Here is a 14,649-nt window from a genome sequence, read left to right on the forward strand (position 1 = left end):
GAAACTAGGAGCAGATTTTTATTTTGCTACTCCTTATCATTCGTGGGAGAGGGGATTAAACGAGCATACCAATGGACTGTTAAGACAATTTTTCCCCAAGGGAACGAATTTTAAAATCGTTAAGCCAGAGGAGGTGGAAAGAGCCGTAAACTTGATTAACAATCGTCCTCGAAAATGTCTTGACTATCGTACCCCGAATGAGGTATTCTATAAAGGTAGATCAGACAGTGATGCAATTCAGACTTGAATTGGCCCAAATTTAGTAGGAATAGAGGTCCAAACAACTAATGAAAGCTATACCTCTAAATGTAGTTTCTTGGACTTAGAGTCTATTCAAAAGCAAAAAAGCTATTTAGGCAAGAGAATTAAAAGAGGACTATTCAGAAGCTCGTCGGGTTATTTCTATGGAGCAGATATTAATGGTTCCTTAAATATTGGAAGAAAGGTAGTCGGAGAGGCCGCCTTTAGCGGGAATCCGATAGAGAGGTTCGTAGTTAACCCAGTACGGGTCAAAGCGTACAAAGCTAATTCTAGATGCAATATTTGCGTACAGAATTAGTAACTATTAGGGAGTAATATTTAGATAATCAACAGCTTAACATTGCCGTCTTTTCACTGATTACTGATTACTGATTACTGATTACTGTTCCCTGAAAAGCTAGATTACTCTACGACAATTCGCCATTCATGGAGTTCGTATTCCACACAACCATTCTCGATTAAAGGATCGCGAACTATAATTGCTTGGGCTTCCTCAAGAGAATCGGCCTTAAATAATAACATTCCGCCGCCCCTTTCTGCCCAATAACCAGTTTTTGCCGCTCGTCCTTGGCTAATTAAATCACGCACATAGTCCTTATGGGCGCTGACATAGCGATCGAAGGTAGTTTTATCAACAATGCCTTTTTCTATCTTGACAAACCAGGGCATAAATTCTCAGGAGGCTAGGACTGATTAACAATCATATAATTATACCGATTAATCTTGGCCGTCGAGGGTGCAATATAACAGAGATATACAATTAGCTAGAGTTGTGGAAGACTGCTAGAATCGAGGTGACAGCTTTATTTCTGTAGCTTTGCTTGCTTCCATGAATCAACCCCAGGGATCTCTATTTTTTATCGCACTTTTGCCGCCGCCAGAAGTACAGGAAATTGCCACAAAAATCAAGTTAGAGTTTGCAGAAATTTACAATAGTCGCGCTGCCCTGAAATCGCCTCCCCACGTCACTCTCCAACCACCTTTCCGGTGGAATTTAGAACAATTACCCGATTTAGAAAGATGTTTAGAGGAATTTGCCCGCTTGCACGCTCCTATTCCCCTGATTCTCCAGAATTTTGCCGCCTTTAAACCGCGAGTCATTTATATTAATGTCCAGAAAACCCCAGAATTATTAACCCTGCAAAAACGGCTTTTACAGCAGCTAGAATCTTCCTTGAATATCATTGATAATGCCTCAAAAAGCCGAGCTTTTTCGCCCCATTTAACCGTTGGCTTCCGAGATTTAACTAAAGATAATTTCTGGAAAGCTTGGTCAAAATATGCTAATCAAGAGCTATTTTTTGAGGTGATGATCGATCAAATTACCCTCCTAATTCATAACGGTAAGCGCTGGGAAATTTATCGGCAATTTTCTCTATAATCCAGACCCTTGCAGGTTTCTATCTACAGAGGAAGGGGTTCTAGTGGTAAAATAGGAGAGAGCAGTTTTTAAAGCTTAATTTCTGGCTTTTTTGCGATATTTTAACCTATAGAGCCATTTTACTGCGACTCCGCCGCCCTGAAACCTATGTTACTCAAAAATCCCCCGAAAATCTCCCCCAATCTGATCAAACAGCTAGAAGCGATCCTTGGCAAAGATGGAGTCATCCGTCGCAAAGATGAATTATTAACCTACGAGTGCGATGGTATCACAGGATACAGACAAAGACCCGCTCTTGTGGTGTTGCCTCGCAGTACCGCAGAAATTGCGGCGGTGGTGAAACTCTGTCACGATAACGAGATTGCCTGGGTAGCAAGGGGTGCAGGAACGGGCTTATCGGGAGGGGCGTTACCCTTAGAAGAGGGGATTCTCATCGTTACGGCGCGGATGAATCAGATTCTCAGGGTTGATTTAGATAATCAAAGGGTGGTGGTGCAGCCCGGGGTGATTAATAATTGGGTGACGCAAGCAGTAAGCGGGGCGGGATTTTATTATGCACCGGATCCCTCTAGTCAAATTATCTGCTCGATCGGCGGTAATGTGGCGGAAAATTCCGGCGGGGTTCACTGTTTAAAATACGGTGTCACTACCAATCACGTTATGGGCTTAAAAATCGTCCTTCCCGATGGTTCAATTATCGATGTGGGGGGTGCGGTACCAGAACAACCGGGCTACGACTTAACCGGTTTATTTGTGGGTTCCGAGGGAACTTTAGGCATCGCCACGGAAATCACCCTAAGGATTCTGAAAACTCCGGAATCTATCTGTGTTTTACTGGCCGATTTTACCAGTATCGAGGCGGCGGGCCAAGCGGTGGCGGATATTATTAAATCGGGAATGATTCCGGCGGGGATGGAGATTATGGATAATCTCAGTATCAACGCCGTGGAAGACGTGGTGGCTACCGGCTGTTATCCCCGGGATGCCGAGTCGGTTTTATTAGTGGAATTGGATGGTTTAGGAGTAGAAGTCGCCAGTAATAAACATCGGGTTGCCGAGATTTGCCGTCAAAATGGGGCGAGAAATATCACCACGGCTAATGATGCCGAAACCCGCTTGAAACTCTGGAAGGGCAGAAAAGCGGCTTTTGCGGCGGCGGGGAAAATTAGCCCTAATTATTTTGTCCAAGATGGGGTGATTCCGCGCACTCAATTGGTGTCTGTTCTTCAGGAAATTAAGGCTTTAAGTGAAAAATACGGTTATAAAATCGCCAATGTTTTCCACGCTGGGGATGGCAATTTACACCCGTTGATTCTCTACAATAACAAGGTAGAAGGGGCCTGGGCAGAAGTGGAGGAATTAGGCGGTGAAATTCTCAAACTTTGTGTGCGGGTTGGGGGCAGTTTATCGGGGGAACACGGTATCGGCATCGATAAAAATTGTTATATGCCCGCCATGTTTAACGAGATTGACTTAGAAACTATGGGCTATGTGCGGGACTGTTTTAATCCCAAAGGTTTAGCTAACCCGGGGAAATTATTCCCCACCCCGCGCAGCTGTGGGGAAGCGGCTAATGCGAAAATACAAGGGTTTGCGGGGGTGGATGTGTTTTAGGTTATCGGTAAGTATTGACTGATTACTGATTACAGTCCACCTTGGGGTCCTAGGGGCAGATTGATATTAGAGGGGAAAACTGGGACTTGTCTTTCTAGAAAGCGTTGAGTGACTAATTCTCGGAAAATCTCTAGGTCTTTTTGCCATTGTCCCAGATATTGTTTGAGCAGATTTAATCGATCGCTACCCTCGGCCAGATTATAGTTAAAGTTGCCGGCAAATAATAGCGCCCCTAAAATTTTGCCATCGGGTAATTGTAATTTTACCTCGTTAATCCCCACAGATAACTGAGAGGTTTCTAACTGATAAAATAGATTGATGCCGGCTTGTAGGGGGGCCGTACCGAAATTGTGCCAGGGACCGGGGGCCAAAAGAGTTTCGGTGATATATTTTTTAGCGGCATCGGGGCTACTGGGGAGAGGAACAATACTTTTCGGGGCGATACTCAGGGCTTGATATTCGGCTAAAGGGAGTTTATCTAGATATAAACCAACAATTTCTGGCAGTTTCAGTTTCAGGCTATCGGGAGAGTTAATTATCTCCACAAAGGTAATTGTCCGGGGTTGGGCGACGATGCTGATACCATTTTGAAAATTAACTTGAGCGTAATTAGGATTGAGTACCGGCTGGGCATTTAATTCCCAGTCGGGGGGAACTATTCCCGAATATTTGAGGAAATCAATCGTTAGCATGGCGGGATTGAGGCTTTTGGCGGTAATTGCGATGGCAAGTTCTTGTATTTCCCGCAAACTAGCCAGAGGTTGATTGGAGTTATTCTCAGTAGTGGCAATCATCAATTTTCTCCTTTTGGATATTTATCTTTTCTTTCTAAGTGGGTGGGGGTTAAAAATTGTTCAGATATCCCCCTTATTAAGGGGGGATTAAGGGGGGATCAAAGACAAAATCTATCTTCAATTTAATTGAAACCACTAACTTAGGGTTACAGTTAAATTATTCTGGGTCTCGGTGGCTTAGTTACTAATCAACTCAGACACAGGACAAGAGAGCCATTCTAGATAAGTATTACTCAATTCTTTCACCGCTAATTCATAGAATCTCTGACCGTGTTCGGGAGTCGCTAAAGCAGGATTGGAACCCATACGACCATCGGGGTAATTTTGGCGAAAATTAGCCGCACCGTAAATACCATGACCAGAAGCCACTTTTTCGGATAAAAAGGCATTTTTAAGGCTCTCAGGGTAAAGATACTGAGTTAATGCCACTTCGCTCGGTGTAGCGTGGGAACCTTCCTGATCTCCATACAATTCTTTGGCTAAAAGATAAACTTCTCGCACCATAAACCAATTGGCCACTTGACATTTAACCTCGTTTGTGTTAGGCAAATTGAGGGTATCCAAATGATAATAGGTTTCCGAAAAAGCGGCTTTTAGGGTGGCAATATTGCCCCCGTGACCATTAATAAAGAAAAATTGACGAAAACCAGCTCTAGCTAAACAAGTCACATAGTCGAGGATGACTTGAATCAAAGTGCTAGGACGAAGACTAATTGTACCGGGGAAAGCCGTGTGATGTAGGGCCATACCGACATTTAAGGTGGGTGCTACCATTGCTCGTACCTGTGTCCCTACTCCTTTAGCGATCGCCTCCGCACAGAGAGCATCTGTACCAATAAGTCCCGTCGGCCCGTGTTGTTCCGTGGAACCAATAGGAATAATAATTCCCTGAGATTGTTCTAGATAGGATTCCACCTCTAACCAGGTGGATAACTGTAATAACATTCGGCTCTACCCCCCCGAGTGCAGGTTGACCAATTGAGATAAAATTAGGACGAATAATCAAGTATTTTTATGTTAACCCTTGACACCCCCCCCTTGTCGGCGAGTACGGATTTCGTTCCCAATCATCGGATTTTAATCGTTGAAGACGAAGAAGTGATTCGGGATATGATTATTTTGGCTTTGGAAGAAGAAGGTTACGAGGCGCTCGGTGTTAGTGATGGTCGCGCTGCTCTAGAATTACTGCAAAGTCAAGAATCTAGTAATCACGGTGAATCTCGGTTTGATTTGGTCGTTTTGGATTTAATGCTACCCCAAATCAACGGTCTTGATATCTGCCGTCTGTTGCGCTATCACGGCAATATTATCCCGATTTTAATCTTAAGTGCTAAGGCCAGCGAAACCGATCGAGTTTTGGGTTTAGAAGTGGGTGCCGATGATTATCTGACTAAACCCTTTAGTATGCGCGAATTAGTCGCTCGTTGTCGCGCTCTGATTCGTCGTCAAGGATTTACTTCCCTAGCTGCCGCTCCCGTGCGAAAATTCCGCGATGTTCTTCTTTATCCCCAGGAATGTCGGGTGACGGTGCGAGATGAAGAAATCAACCTTTCTCCTAAAGAATTCCGTCTCCTCGACCTATTTATGAGTTATCCGCGCCGAGTTTGGTCAAGAGAGCAGTTAATTGAACAAATTTGGGGGCCAGATTTTTTAGGAGATACCAAAACCGTCGATGTTCACATTCGCTGGTTACGCGAAAAACTGGAAATCGATCCCAGTCAACCAGAATACCTGATTACTGTACGCGGTTTCGGTTATCGTTTTGGCTAGGTGAGCGATTATATTTTCAAGTTTAGCGATCGCCGCTCGCGCAGACAATGACTATTTTCGCTTTTATTTTCGGAGTAGTTTTAGGTTTGAGTATTTGTTATTGGCAAGTCTCACGCTTAAATAGAGAGTTAAAGCGAACCCTAAGCGCTCTCTCGGATTCGGTGGATTTGTCGGCCTCTTTTCCCGTTACCTCCCTGGTGCGTCGAGAATTACAGTTTCTCTCCCAAAGTCTGCAAGAGCGAGAAAAGAGCTTAGAAATTCAGAAATCCTTGCTAGAACTAGCGCCGATCGCCTATCTTCATATAGATGCCGATAATCAACTGCTCTGGTGTAATCAACAGGCAATTACCCTCTTAAAACTCGATCGCTGGCAGCCAGATCAAGTGCGTCTGCTGCTGGAATTGGTGCGCTCCTACGAATTAGATCAATTAATTCAAGAAACTCGCCAAAAACAGAGTCCACAGGTGCAAACTTGGACTTTTTACCCGACTAATTATCCTGTCAACCCCATTAGCGATCGCCAAGTGATTGCTCCTAAATCGATTGCCTTGAAGGGTTACGGTTATCCCTTGCCAGAAGGTGAAATCGCTGTATTTATCGAAAATAGACAGCCTTTAGTCGAATTATCGCAAAATCGCGAGCGAGCTTTCTCTGACTTAACTCACGAGTTACGCACTCCCTTAACCTCCATTTCTCTCCTTACCGAAGCTTTACAAAAACGCCTCCAAGCTCCCGAAAGACGCTGGTTAGAACAAATGGGGAAAGAAGTGGAGCGTTTGAGTCAATTAGTCTGCGATTGGCTAGAAATCAGTGAATTACAAGCGGATGCGGGGCGATCTTTACAATACCAGATGATTAATCTAGAGGAATTAATCAGCGCTGCTTGGCAGACTGTCACCCCAATAGCCGCCCAAAAACAGATTAGCTTAGATTATTCCTCTCCGGTGGATTGGACGGTAGAAGTTGATCGTTCTCGTCTGTTGCAAGTTTTCCTGAATCTCTTTGATAATGCCATTAAGTATAGTCCCGATCAGGGGAAAATACGCCTAGAAATTCGGGAAATATCCGATACTATCGGGGAAAAATGGCTGAAAATTGACGTTATCGACAACGGTAAAGGATTTAACGAAGCTGATCTACCCTACGTTTTTGATCGCCTCTTTCGCGGTGATCCTTCCCGCACCCGTCAAAAACAAGGCACAAAGGATTATAGTACCGGTTTAGGTTTATCGATTGCCAAAGAGATTATTCAAGCCCATGGCGGTTCGATCGTCGCTCAAAATGATCCTAACACCGGCGGCGCTCGCCTACAAGTCACTCTCCCCCGTCAAAAAAAGGAGGTGGGGTGATGGGTGTGGGGTGTGGGGAGAAAAAAAATCTGTCAAGTTCTCTGGACAACTGTACAAAATCGAAAATTTTCTTGTTATCACTGTAGAGAAAGAGTAGTTTTATGTTAAGCGAATCCGACCGTGAGCCTATCCAAAGAAACCAATCATCGCGATCGCACCTATTTCGCTCGTTCTCTCCAGCGATTGGAACAGGATGTGCTGAGAATGGGAACCTTGGTCGAAGAATCCTTTCGTCTTAGTCATCAATCCCTTTTTGCTAGGGATTTAGAAATGGCGAAAAAAATCCCCCCCCTTGACAAGGAAATCGATCGCTACTATCGTCAAATCGAGTTAGATTGTGCCACTCTCATGACTCTACAGGCTCCCGTAGCCCAAGATTTGCGGCTTTTAAGTGCTTTTATGCAATTAGTGCGCGATTTGGAACGTATCGGCGATTATGCCAAGGATTTGGCGGAAATAGCACTCAAGTTATTCGCCTACACTCCCCACGATTGTATGGGTGAGATCGAGGCTATGTCCCACCATGCTCAGTATATGTTAGCCACGAGCCTTGTTGCCCTGGCCGACCTCGATCAAGAAGCCGGTCCCAAGGTCAAAGAACTAGATAATACGGTCGATCGAGCCTATGATTATCTCTATCACACTCTCGCCCATCAAAGAGATATCAAGGGTGTGGTGGAACCAATCTTGCTGATGGCTTTACTAATCCGTCATCTGGAACGCATGGCCGATCACGCCACCAATATCGCCCAAAGGGTATCTTACATCGTTACCGGACAGAGAGGCTGAGGGTGTGGAGGCTCCTGAGATGATTTCTCTGGAACTCTGGCCCTTGCTTTTAGCGTTTACGACTCAGGGGGTTTAAAATTTCACTTAACCCCTCTCCCAAGAGGGATAAACCCACCACCATCGTGGTCATTGCTAATCCGGGGAATAAAGTCGTCCACCAGATACCTGTAGATAAATCCGCCAAAGCTTCCTTGAGATCATGACCCCATTCCGGCACTTCTTCTGGTAATCCTAAGCCTAAAAAGCCTAAACCGCCTAAAACAAGGATCGCATCCGCCGCGTTGAGGGTAAAAAGAACCGGGACACTCTGGACGACATTAAAGAAAAGATATTTTGATAGTATCCGGCCTGGACTAGCGCCGATCGCTCGTGCCGCTTCGATAAATAACTCATTTTTAACGCTGGCGGTTTGATTTCTGACCACGCGAAAATATTGGGGAATATAGGCAATACTAACAGCGATCGCTACATTGACGATACCACGACCCAAAACGAAGGCGAGAGCCACCGATAATAATAACCCCGGCAAGGTGTAGAGGGTATCCATGAGAAAGAGGAGAACGCGATCGATTTTACCTCCCAAATAACCGCTAATTAACCCCAAAGGAACCCCGATGACTAAAGATAATCCTGTGGCCAAAAATACCACGGACAAGGCCGCTCGCGCCCCAAATAGGGTGCGGGAAAAGACATCATAACCGCGCACATTCGTCCCGAACCAATGGGCAGAACTGGGGGCTTGTAGGGGATAATTGCTTAAAATGTCGGTTGGATCCTGAATCAGTCCGAACGCTTGCAGAAGGGGCGAAAACAGGGCAATCAGGATAAAAATAATTGTCAATACCAACCCAACCCCTAGGAGTTTAGTGGTTAGGTTGGGTTTCAGAAAAGGATCGATCGGCAATTTAACAGGAGTCATCGACAAAATTTAGCCATTGCATAGAACGCTAATTGTACAAGAGCAGTGTTTTTTCAAACAGCCGGGGCCGAAACGACCATAAACCAGAGCAAGACTGCTAAAGCTAAAACAGTTAGTTTAATCAGGACATAAAGCAGTCCGTTGGGATAAAGGAGATCGTGAAACATATTGCCTCCTCGGGAGAGAGTAGCGATTGTCCCTCTCTATCTTTGATCCTAAGTCTTTTTCTGTTCACCTGACGCACAACTTAACAAAACGTGCGATTATAGGGAAAAAGATTTTTTTTACTAGCTATGGCATTACTGACCACAGGAAAACCATTTATTCGCGATCTGGAACAATACGGTGCTTTAGGCGTTTACGCACCCTTAGAAGGGGGTTACGAGGGACGCTATCAAAGACGTTTACGGGCCACTGGTTACAATGTCCTGCATATCACCGCTAGAGGTCTAGGGGATTTAAGTGCCTATCTTACCGGCATTCATGGAGTCCGTCCCCCCCATTTAGGTAAAAAAAATATTGGTCGGGAAGCAGCCGTGGGACCGGTTTATTTTATTCCTCCCATTGCTACCTATCAATTGGAAAATTTACCTCCCAAATCTAAAGGTTTAGTGATTTGGATTATTGAAAGTTTTGTTTTGTCCTCGGAAGAAAAACAATACTTAATTAATCTTAGTCAACAGGAACCCCGGTTAAAATTTGTCCTCGAATTGGGTGGGGAAAGATATTTCCGTTGGCAACCTTTGAGCAAATCTTTAGTCGCTGCCTAAATTACCGAAATAACACGGTTATTTAAATATCTCATCCTCAAACCCTCTCCCCGGAGAGGGAAACTTCAATTCTTGAGAGTTTGTTGTTCCTTTCTCACCCTTTGGTAGCTATTCATTTAATTTTCTTAATTTTGCGAGTTGGCCTAGGGGAATTTGCCATAATATGGGATATCGTTGCCGCAAAAAACCTAGGAGTTAGATCGTGACAGTGAGAGTTCGTATTGCCCCCAGTCCCACGGGAAATTTACACATTGGAACAGCACGCACAGCCGTGTTTAACTGGCTTTTTGCCCATCATCACCGGGGGAAATTTATCTTGCGCGTGGAAGATACAGATTTAGAACGTTCTCGACCAGAATATACGGAAAATATTCAAGCGGGCCTACAATGGTTAGGACTGAATTGGGATGAAGGTCCTTTTTTTCAAACTCAACGCCTTAATTATTATCGTCAAGCTATTCAAACCCTGCTCGATCGAGGTTTAGCCTATCGTTGTTATTGTACCCCGGAAGAATTGGAAAAAATGCGGGAAGAACAAAAAGCCCGCAATCTTGCCCCCCGTTACGATAATCGTCATCGTTATCTCACCCCCGAACAACAAGCTCAATTCGAGCAAGGGGGGAGAAAAGCAGTAATTCGTTTTATTATTGATGACGATCAAGAAATTATTTGGCAGGATTTAATCCGAGAAAAAGTTATCTGGAAAGGTAGTGATTTAGGTGGCGATATGGTGATCGCTCGTACCCCAGAAAATGCGGAAGAAAACTTCGGTCAGCCTCTCTATAATTTAGCGGTAGTTGTTGATGATATCGATATGGAAATTACCCATGTTATTCGTGGGGAAGATCACATCGCTAATACGGCTAAACAAATTCTTTTATACGAAGCTTTAGGGGCAAAAGTGCCGGAGTTTGCCCACAGTCCTTTGATCTTAAATCAGGAGGGTCGCAAGTTATCTAAACGGGATGGAGTCACTTCGATCGATGATTTCCGAAAACTGGGTTTTTTGCCGCAAGCTTTGGTTAATTACATGACTCTACTGGGTTGGACTCCTCCCGATTCCACTGAAGAAATTTTTACCCTTGAAGCGGCCGCTGAAGTGTTTAGTTTAGAACGGGTAAATAAAGCGGGGGCAAAATTTGACTGGACGAAATTGGATTGGATTAATAGTCAATATCTTCATCGTTTAACCGGTGAGGAATTAGTGCCTTTACTTCTCCCTTACTGGCAAGAAGCAGGGTATAATTTTGATGCTGAAACCGATCGAGCTTGGTTGATCGGTTTGGCTACTCTCATCGGTCCGAGTTTAACTCGTTTAAGCGATGCTGTCGCTGAAAGTCGCTTACTTTTAACCCCTGTGGCGAATTATAATCAGGAGGCTTTGAGTCAATTACAATTAGAGGGAGTTAAGGATATTATCAAGGATATTCTCGCCGCTATTACTCCCGATTTGACTGGAGAAGTTGCCAAGGGAATTGTGGAGACAACCACTAAAACCCATCGGGTTAAAAAAGGTCTAGTGATGAAGTCTCTACGCGCTGCTTTGATGGGGGAGTTACACGGTCCGGATTTAATGCAGTCTTGGCTACTTCTCAATCAAAAAGGTTGGGATCTATCCCGTCTTCAGCAAGCAGTAAATAGTTAAATTGATTGGCTATCAGTTATCAGAAAATTTCTTGCATATTAGGGTTGACAAATGCCCTAATATTGCTATATACTTTTTAGTATAATGGGAATCCGTGTCGCCCTGCATACCCTGCTCGTGATCAATTACTGAGGGGACGGGGGCGGATTTTTCCCCTAGCTGTCAGGGACGATCTAGAAACTTTCTTAATTTTTAGGCATTATCCGCAACTTTTCCCTAAATATAGATTTGTTAATCTCCTGACAAAAACCTATGGGTGAAAAAAAACGAATTGGAATTCTCACCAGTGGTGGCGACTGTGCGGGTTTAAATGCCGCCATTCGTGCCGTTGTCCACCATGCCAGTGGCAATTACGGCTGGGAAGTGGTGGGTATTCGAGAAGCAACTAACGGATTAGTTAGCCGTCCCCCCAAAACCACGATCTTTGATATTGAAGGAGTCGATCGCCTGTTGGTGATGGGGGGAACAATTCTCGGTACTACCAATAAGGGGGATCCCTTCGCTTTCCCGATGCCGGATGGAACCCTGATCGATCGCTCTCAGGACATCATCGACGGCTATCATAGTCTGGGACTGGATGCCCTGATCGGCATCGGTGGCGATGGTAGTCTGGCGATTTTGCGCCGTATTGCCCAACAGGGAGGCATTAATCTGATTGGTATCCCAAAAACCATCGATAATGATGTGGGAGCTACAGAAGTCTCCATCGGCTTCGATACAGCTACTAATATCGCCACAGAAGCCCTCGATCGCCTCCATTTTACCGCCGCTAGTCATAACCGGGTGATGATTCTAGAAGTTATGGGTAGAGATGCCGGCCATATCGCCCTGGCTGCCGGTATTGCGGGGGGGGCCGATATCATTCTCATTCCCGAAATTCCCTACCGATTAGAGAAGGTCTGCGAGAAGATCCGGCAACGGCAGCGTATGGATAAACAGTTTTCTCTGATTATTGTCTCCGAGGCTGTGCGTACCGAAACCGGCAATCGCCTAGTGCAAAAGGAAGCCCTAGGAGAAGATCGTCTCGGGGGTATCGGTCGCTATTTAGCCGAAGAAGTTGCTAGGGAAACCGGGGCCGAAACGAGAGTGACTTTCCTGGGCCACATTCAACGGGGGGGTATTCCTTCTCCAATGGATCGCTTACTGGGGGCGGCTTTTGGCGTGGCGGCCGTGGATCTGATCGCCAGGAGGGAATTCGATCGCATGGTGGCCTGGCAAAATCGGCAAGTGGTCAGTGTTCCCATTGAGGAGGCGATTAAAACCTATCGCATCGTCGATCTCGAAGAAACTTTAGTCAAAACCGCCAGGGGTTTGGGTATTTGTCTAGGGGATTGAGATTAAATCTAGGGGAATCGGTGCGAGAATTAACCCTTAAGTATCGCCCTTTCCCCACCGATTAAAATTACCCCTCAAATAAAGAAGTTATCTCACCATTAAGATAACTGCTGTAATTAACTTACGTTATGGTATAAAATTACAATATCTATTAAATTTTACCCTATCGGTACAAAAAATCTTTTTCTACCACAAGAAACTACTTTTGAGCAATTAATTAATAAAATTTAATAAGTAGAAGCACAGGCAAAACATAAAGGCTCTTCGGTTTTTGTTATGCAATGGACGGGGGTTATAAGGGATGTAACCCTTATATAGAAAGGCATTTAGCGATTTTTGTCAATTGTTTTTGATCTAGAGCGAACTAATCAATTAAGTCTCTTACCAGATAAGGATTTAGTCGATTTATGCCCCCCTATCGAACCATACCAAGTAACGAAGAACCAACATAAAACCCTCTCAACTGACTGAATGAAGGGGCATTTATGGTATTTTTGTCAGCAATTTAGCCTACTTTTATGGTTTGAGTTTGCGTTTGAGGGTTGAAGCTGCGCCGAGAGTGCCGAGGGTTAATAAGCTGAGGACTGTAGAGGGTTCGGGAACTGTAGTTGAGATCATAAAGCTTCCACCATCCCCAGCAACTGTTAGACTAGGATTTCCCTGTAGCTTGATGTTCAAGGTGGAAAAAGTCCCCAATAACTCCACAGAACCGTAAGCGGAACGAGTACCAGTAGTCGGAGGGGGAGTGAAGGGAGAAAGACCAACGCCAGTAAACGGATTCGCATCGGCGATGATTTTGTTCGTGGTATCGACTGTTAAGCCATCGCCACCACCACCGTTACCGCTCAATAAACTGAGTGCGATTGAACCATTGCTGGGATCGGAGAAATCATAGATCATCCCGTCAAGATTGGCAACGTGGAAGGTGGGATTGGTCACGGGCGAGCTAAACTGAATCGTTAAAGTCGCACTCTGGCTGCTTGCTCCTGCGAACATACCATAACCTACCCGATCACCTAAATTTTGGGATGGAGTATAGATGTTGCTGTAGCTGTATTGGGGAGTAGTATTATCGATTGTTGTTCCTGCCCAATCTGTCGGGTTAATGCCTAGAATCTGAAAGTTAGAGGAGCCACCAGCGAGTATAGAACCTGTAACGTTCACTCCCCCTAGGGTTCCCGCGAATGTTCCTGTGCCTGGTCCCCCAGGGGTAAAGGTATTCAAGTCAAGGAAAACTACTGCTGCTTTCGCTTGGGGGGTCGCGATGAGGATACTGCTTGTGAGCGCAGAGATGGATAACAATGAGACAAATTTCATTTTTTAGTGGTTTTAAGATAAACGTCGGTAAATATACACACTTCTCCCCCCCCCATTGTATTAAAAGCTACAATTTTATAAATCTTTACATTTCTCTCCCTCATGGCTGACGCTAGTATCTGCGCTACTTCCTTGTCAGCATCAGGATTTTCAGCGATTTTGGGATTTTCAGGATTATTGGATGACGATGTAAAATAATACACCACCAATGCCGGGCGATATGGAATCACTACACTCCGAAGGAAATGCGATCGCTAAAATATTGAAATGTTTCCTTAAACTGATTATTATATGAAAGAGATTGTTTTCTATTGTACCCAGTCAGGAGCCAGCCCCGTTGAAGATTTTTTAAATTCTCTGTCTGGAAAACAAGCTCAAAAAGTTGGGTTTTACGCTTAATTCAGGAGTTAGATTCTGTACCGAGTCAATACCTTAAAAAATTAGTAAATACTGATGATATTTGGGAAGTGAGAGTTTAGGTTGGCAATAATATATTCCGTCTGCTGGGCTTTTTTGGAGAAAATGATTTAATGATTTTAACGAACGGATTTGCCAAAAAGACTCAAAAAACACCATCCTAAGAGATTTATTTGGCAGAGCAACGAAAACGAGACTACTTAAACAGGAGATTCGACGATGAGTGATGTGGAACAATATATTAACAGAAGAAAACAAACTGACAGTCAATTGGCTCTCCCAGCTTTG

The 14,649-nt window shown here is 44.5% G+C and carries 16 protein-coding genes and 1 pseudogene; 11 read left to right on the top strand and 6 right to left on the bottom strand.

The window, feature by feature from the left end; all coding sequences use genetic code 11:
- Both H6G40_RS04505 and H6G40_RS23110 read left to right on the top strand, forming a co-directional pair.
- The coding region (locus H6G40_RS04505; protein WP_190537171.1) for an IS30 family transposase at nt 1-247 on the top strand (247 nt) is incomplete at its 5' end.
- A gap of 12 nt (nt 248-259) precedes the next feature.
- Nucleotides 260-559 (top strand): annotated as a pseudogene (locus H6G40_RS23110) (RNA-guided endonuclease InsQ/TnpB family protein); the annotation flags it as partial.
- A 104-nt stretch (nt 560-663) separates the two neighbouring features.
- Here H6G40_RS23110 and H6G40_RS04510 read toward each other — a convergent pair.
- Nucleotides 664-930 (bottom strand): YciI family protein, encoded by a 267-nt coding sequence (locus tag H6G40_RS04510; RefSeq protein WP_002736524.1) that lies wholly within the window; start codon nt 928-930, stop codon nt 664-666.
- Between the two features lie 160 nt (nt 931-1,090).
- On the opposite strand from H6G40_RS04510, the gene H6G40_RS04515 reads away from it, so the two are divergent.
- Nucleotides 1,091-1,642: a 2'-5' RNA ligase family protein gene (locus H6G40_RS04515; RefSeq protein ID WP_069473888.1), complete on the top strand. Its 552-nt coding sequence runs from the start codon at nt 1,091-1,093 to the stop codon at nt 1,640-1,642.
- A gap of 147 nt (nt 1,643-1,789) precedes the next feature.
- Entirely contained in the window at nt 1,790-3,256 is a 1,467-nt protein-coding gene (gene glcD / locus H6G40_RS04520; RefSeq protein WP_002736423.1) for a glycolate oxidase subunit GlcD, read from the top strand.
- A gap of 29 nt (nt 3,257-3,285) precedes the next feature.
- On the opposite strand, the gene H6G40_RS04525 is transcribed toward glcD, so the two are convergent.
- Nucleotides 3,286-4,050 carry a hypothetical protein gene (locus H6G40_RS04525; RefSeq protein ID WP_069473887.1) on the bottom strand — a complete coding sequence of 255 codons (765 nt, stop codon included), beginning with the start codon at nt 4,048-4,050 and terminating at the stop codon, nt 3,286-3,288.
- 177 nt (nt 4,051-4,227) lie between these two features.
- Nucleotides 4,228-4,995, bottom strand: a complete 768-nt coding sequence (locus tag H6G40_RS04530) for a creatininase family protein (protein ID WP_069473886.1) — start codon at nt 4,993-4,995, stop codon at nt 4,228-4,230.
- Nucleotides 4,996-5,064: 69 nt separating this feature from the next.
- Here H6G40_RS04530 and H6G40_RS04535 point away from each other — a divergent pair, with 69 nt between their 5' ends.
- The 3 genes from H6G40_RS04535 (at nt 5,065) to phoU (ending at nt 7,958) form a co-directional block, all read left to right on the top strand.
- A complete protein-coding gene (locus tag H6G40_RS04535; protein ID WP_123230947.1) occupies nt 5,065-5,820 on the top strand; it encodes a response regulator transcription factor in 756 nt (251 codons plus the stop codon).
- Between the two features lie 47 nt (nt 5,821-5,867).
- Nucleotides 5,868-7,169, top strand: a complete 1,302-nt coding sequence (locus H6G40_RS04540) for a sensor histidine kinase (protein ID WP_002737703.1) — start codon at nt 5,868-5,870, stop codon at nt 7,167-7,169.
- Nucleotides 7,170-7,289: 120 nt separating this feature from the next.
- Nucleotides 7,290-7,958 carry a phosphate signaling complex protein PhoU gene (gene phoU, locus H6G40_RS04545; RefSeq protein WP_002737378.1) on the top strand — a complete coding sequence of 223 codons (669 nt, stop codon included), beginning with the start codon at nt 7,290-7,292 and terminating at the stop codon, nt 7,956-7,958.
- A gap of 49 nt (nt 7,959-8,007) precedes the next feature.
- Here the strand turns inward: phoU and H6G40_RS04550 are convergent, their stop codons facing one another.
- Nucleotides 8,008-8,877 carry an ABC transporter permease gene (locus H6G40_RS04550; protein ID WP_190537325.1) on the bottom strand — a complete coding sequence of 290 codons (870 nt, stop codon included), beginning with the start codon at nt 8,875-8,877 and terminating at the stop codon, nt 8,008-8,010.
- Nucleotides 8,878-9,170: 293 nt separating this feature from the next.
- Here H6G40_RS04550 and ndhN point away from each other — a divergent pair, with 293 nt between their 5' ends.
- The 3 genes from ndhN (at nt 9,171) to H6G40_RS04570 (ending at nt 12,627) form a co-directional block, all read left to right on the top strand.
- Complete coding sequence (ndhN, locus tag H6G40_RS04560; RefSeq protein WP_002735370.1) at nt 9,171-9,647, top strand: NAD(P)H-quinone oxidoreductase subunit N; 477 nt, start codon at nt 9,171-9,173, stop codon at nt 9,645-9,647.
- Between the two features lie 202 nt (nt 9,648-9,849).
- The gene (gene gltX / locus H6G40_RS04565; RefSeq protein ID WP_190537327.1) at nt 9,850-11,292 is read left to right on the top strand and encodes a glutamate--tRNA ligase; all 1,443 of its coding nucleotides are present in this window, start codon (nt 9,850-9,852) and stop codon (nt 11,290-11,292) included.
- A 252-nt stretch (nt 11,293-11,544) separates the two neighbouring features.
- A complete protein-coding gene (locus H6G40_RS04570) occupies nt 11,545-12,627 on the top strand; it encodes an ATP-dependent 6-phosphofructokinase (protein ID WP_002735114.1) in 1,083 nt (360 codons plus the stop codon).
- A 516-nt stretch (nt 12,628-13,143) separates the two neighbouring features.
- Here H6G40_RS04570 and H6G40_RS04575 read toward each other — a convergent pair.
- Together H6G40_RS04575 and H6G40_RS04580 are read right to left on the bottom strand one after the other, a co-directional pair.
- Nucleotides 13,144-13,944: a PEP-CTERM sorting domain-containing protein gene (locus tag H6G40_RS04575; RefSeq protein ID WP_069473883.1), complete on the bottom strand. Its 801-nt coding sequence runs from the start codon at nt 13,942-13,944 to the stop codon at nt 13,144-13,146.
- Nucleotides 13,941-14,174: a hypothetical protein gene (locus H6G40_RS04580; protein ID WP_141705403.1), complete on the bottom strand. Its 234-nt coding sequence runs from the start codon at nt 14,172-14,174 to the stop codon at nt 13,941-13,943. Before H6G40_RS04580 ends, H6G40_RS04575 begins: the two co-directional genes overlap by 4 nt.
- Before the next feature lie 273 nt (nt 14,175-14,447).
- On the opposite strand from H6G40_RS04580, the gene H6G40_RS23120 reads away from it, so the two are divergent.
- Nucleotides 14,448-14,525: a type II toxin-antitoxin system RelE/ParE family toxin gene (locus H6G40_RS23120; RefSeq protein WP_230458611.1), complete on the top strand. Its 78-nt coding sequence runs from the start codon at nt 14,448-14,450 to the stop codon at nt 14,523-14,525.
- The last annotated feature ends 124 nt before the right edge of the window (nt 14,526-14,649 follow it).

Source organism: Microcystis viridis FACHB-1342 (genome assembly GCF_014698335.1).
Classification (GTDB): Bacteria; Cyanobacteriota; Cyanobacteriia; order Cyanobacteriales; family Microcystaceae; genus Microcystis; species Microcystis ichthyoblabe_A.

Excerpts from the sequence above, each read along its gene's own strand:
- H6G40_RS04510 (WP_002736524.1), bottom strand. The coding sequence starts at position 930 with ATGCCCTGGTTTGTCAAGATAGAAAAAGGCATTGTTGATAAAACTACC.
- H6G40_RS04515 (WP_069473888.1), top strand. The coding sequence starts at position 1,091 with ATGAATCAACCCCAGGGATCTCTATTTTTTATCGCACTTTTGCCGCCG.
- glcD (WP_002736423.1), top strand. The coding sequence starts at position 1,790 with ATGTTACTCAAAAATCCCCCGAAAATCTCCCCCAATCTGATCAAACAG.
- H6G40_RS04525 (WP_069473887.1), bottom strand. The coding sequence starts at position 4,050 with ATGATTGCCACTACTGAGAATAACTCCAATCAACCTCTGGCTAGTTTG.
- H6G40_RS04530 (WP_069473886.1), bottom strand. The coding sequence starts at position 4,995 with ATGTTATTACAGTTATCCACCTGGTTAGAGGTGGAATCCTATCTAGAA.
- H6G40_RS04535 (WP_123230947.1), top strand. The coding sequence starts at position 5,065 with ATGTTAACCCTTGACACCCCCCCCTTGTCGGCGAGTACGGATTTCGTT.
- H6G40_RS04540 (WP_002737703.1), top strand. The coding sequence starts at position 5,868 with ATGACTATTTTCGCTTTTATTTTCGGAGTAGTTTTAGGTTTGAGTATT.
- H6G40_RS04550 (WP_190537325.1), bottom strand. The coding sequence starts at position 8,877 with ATGACTCCTGTTAAATTGCCGATCGATCCTTTTCTGAAACCCAACCTA.
- ndhN (WP_002735370.1), top strand. The coding sequence starts at position 9,171 with ATGGCATTACTGACCACAGGAAAACCATTTATTCGCGATCTGGAACAA.
- H6G40_RS04570 (WP_002735114.1), top strand. The coding sequence starts at position 11,545 with ATGGGTGAAAAAAAACGAATTGGAATTCTCACCAGTGGTGGCGACTGT.
- H6G40_RS04575 (WP_069473883.1), bottom strand. The coding sequence starts at position 13,944 with ATGAAATTTGTCTCATTGTTATCCATCTCTGCGCTCACAAGCAGTATC.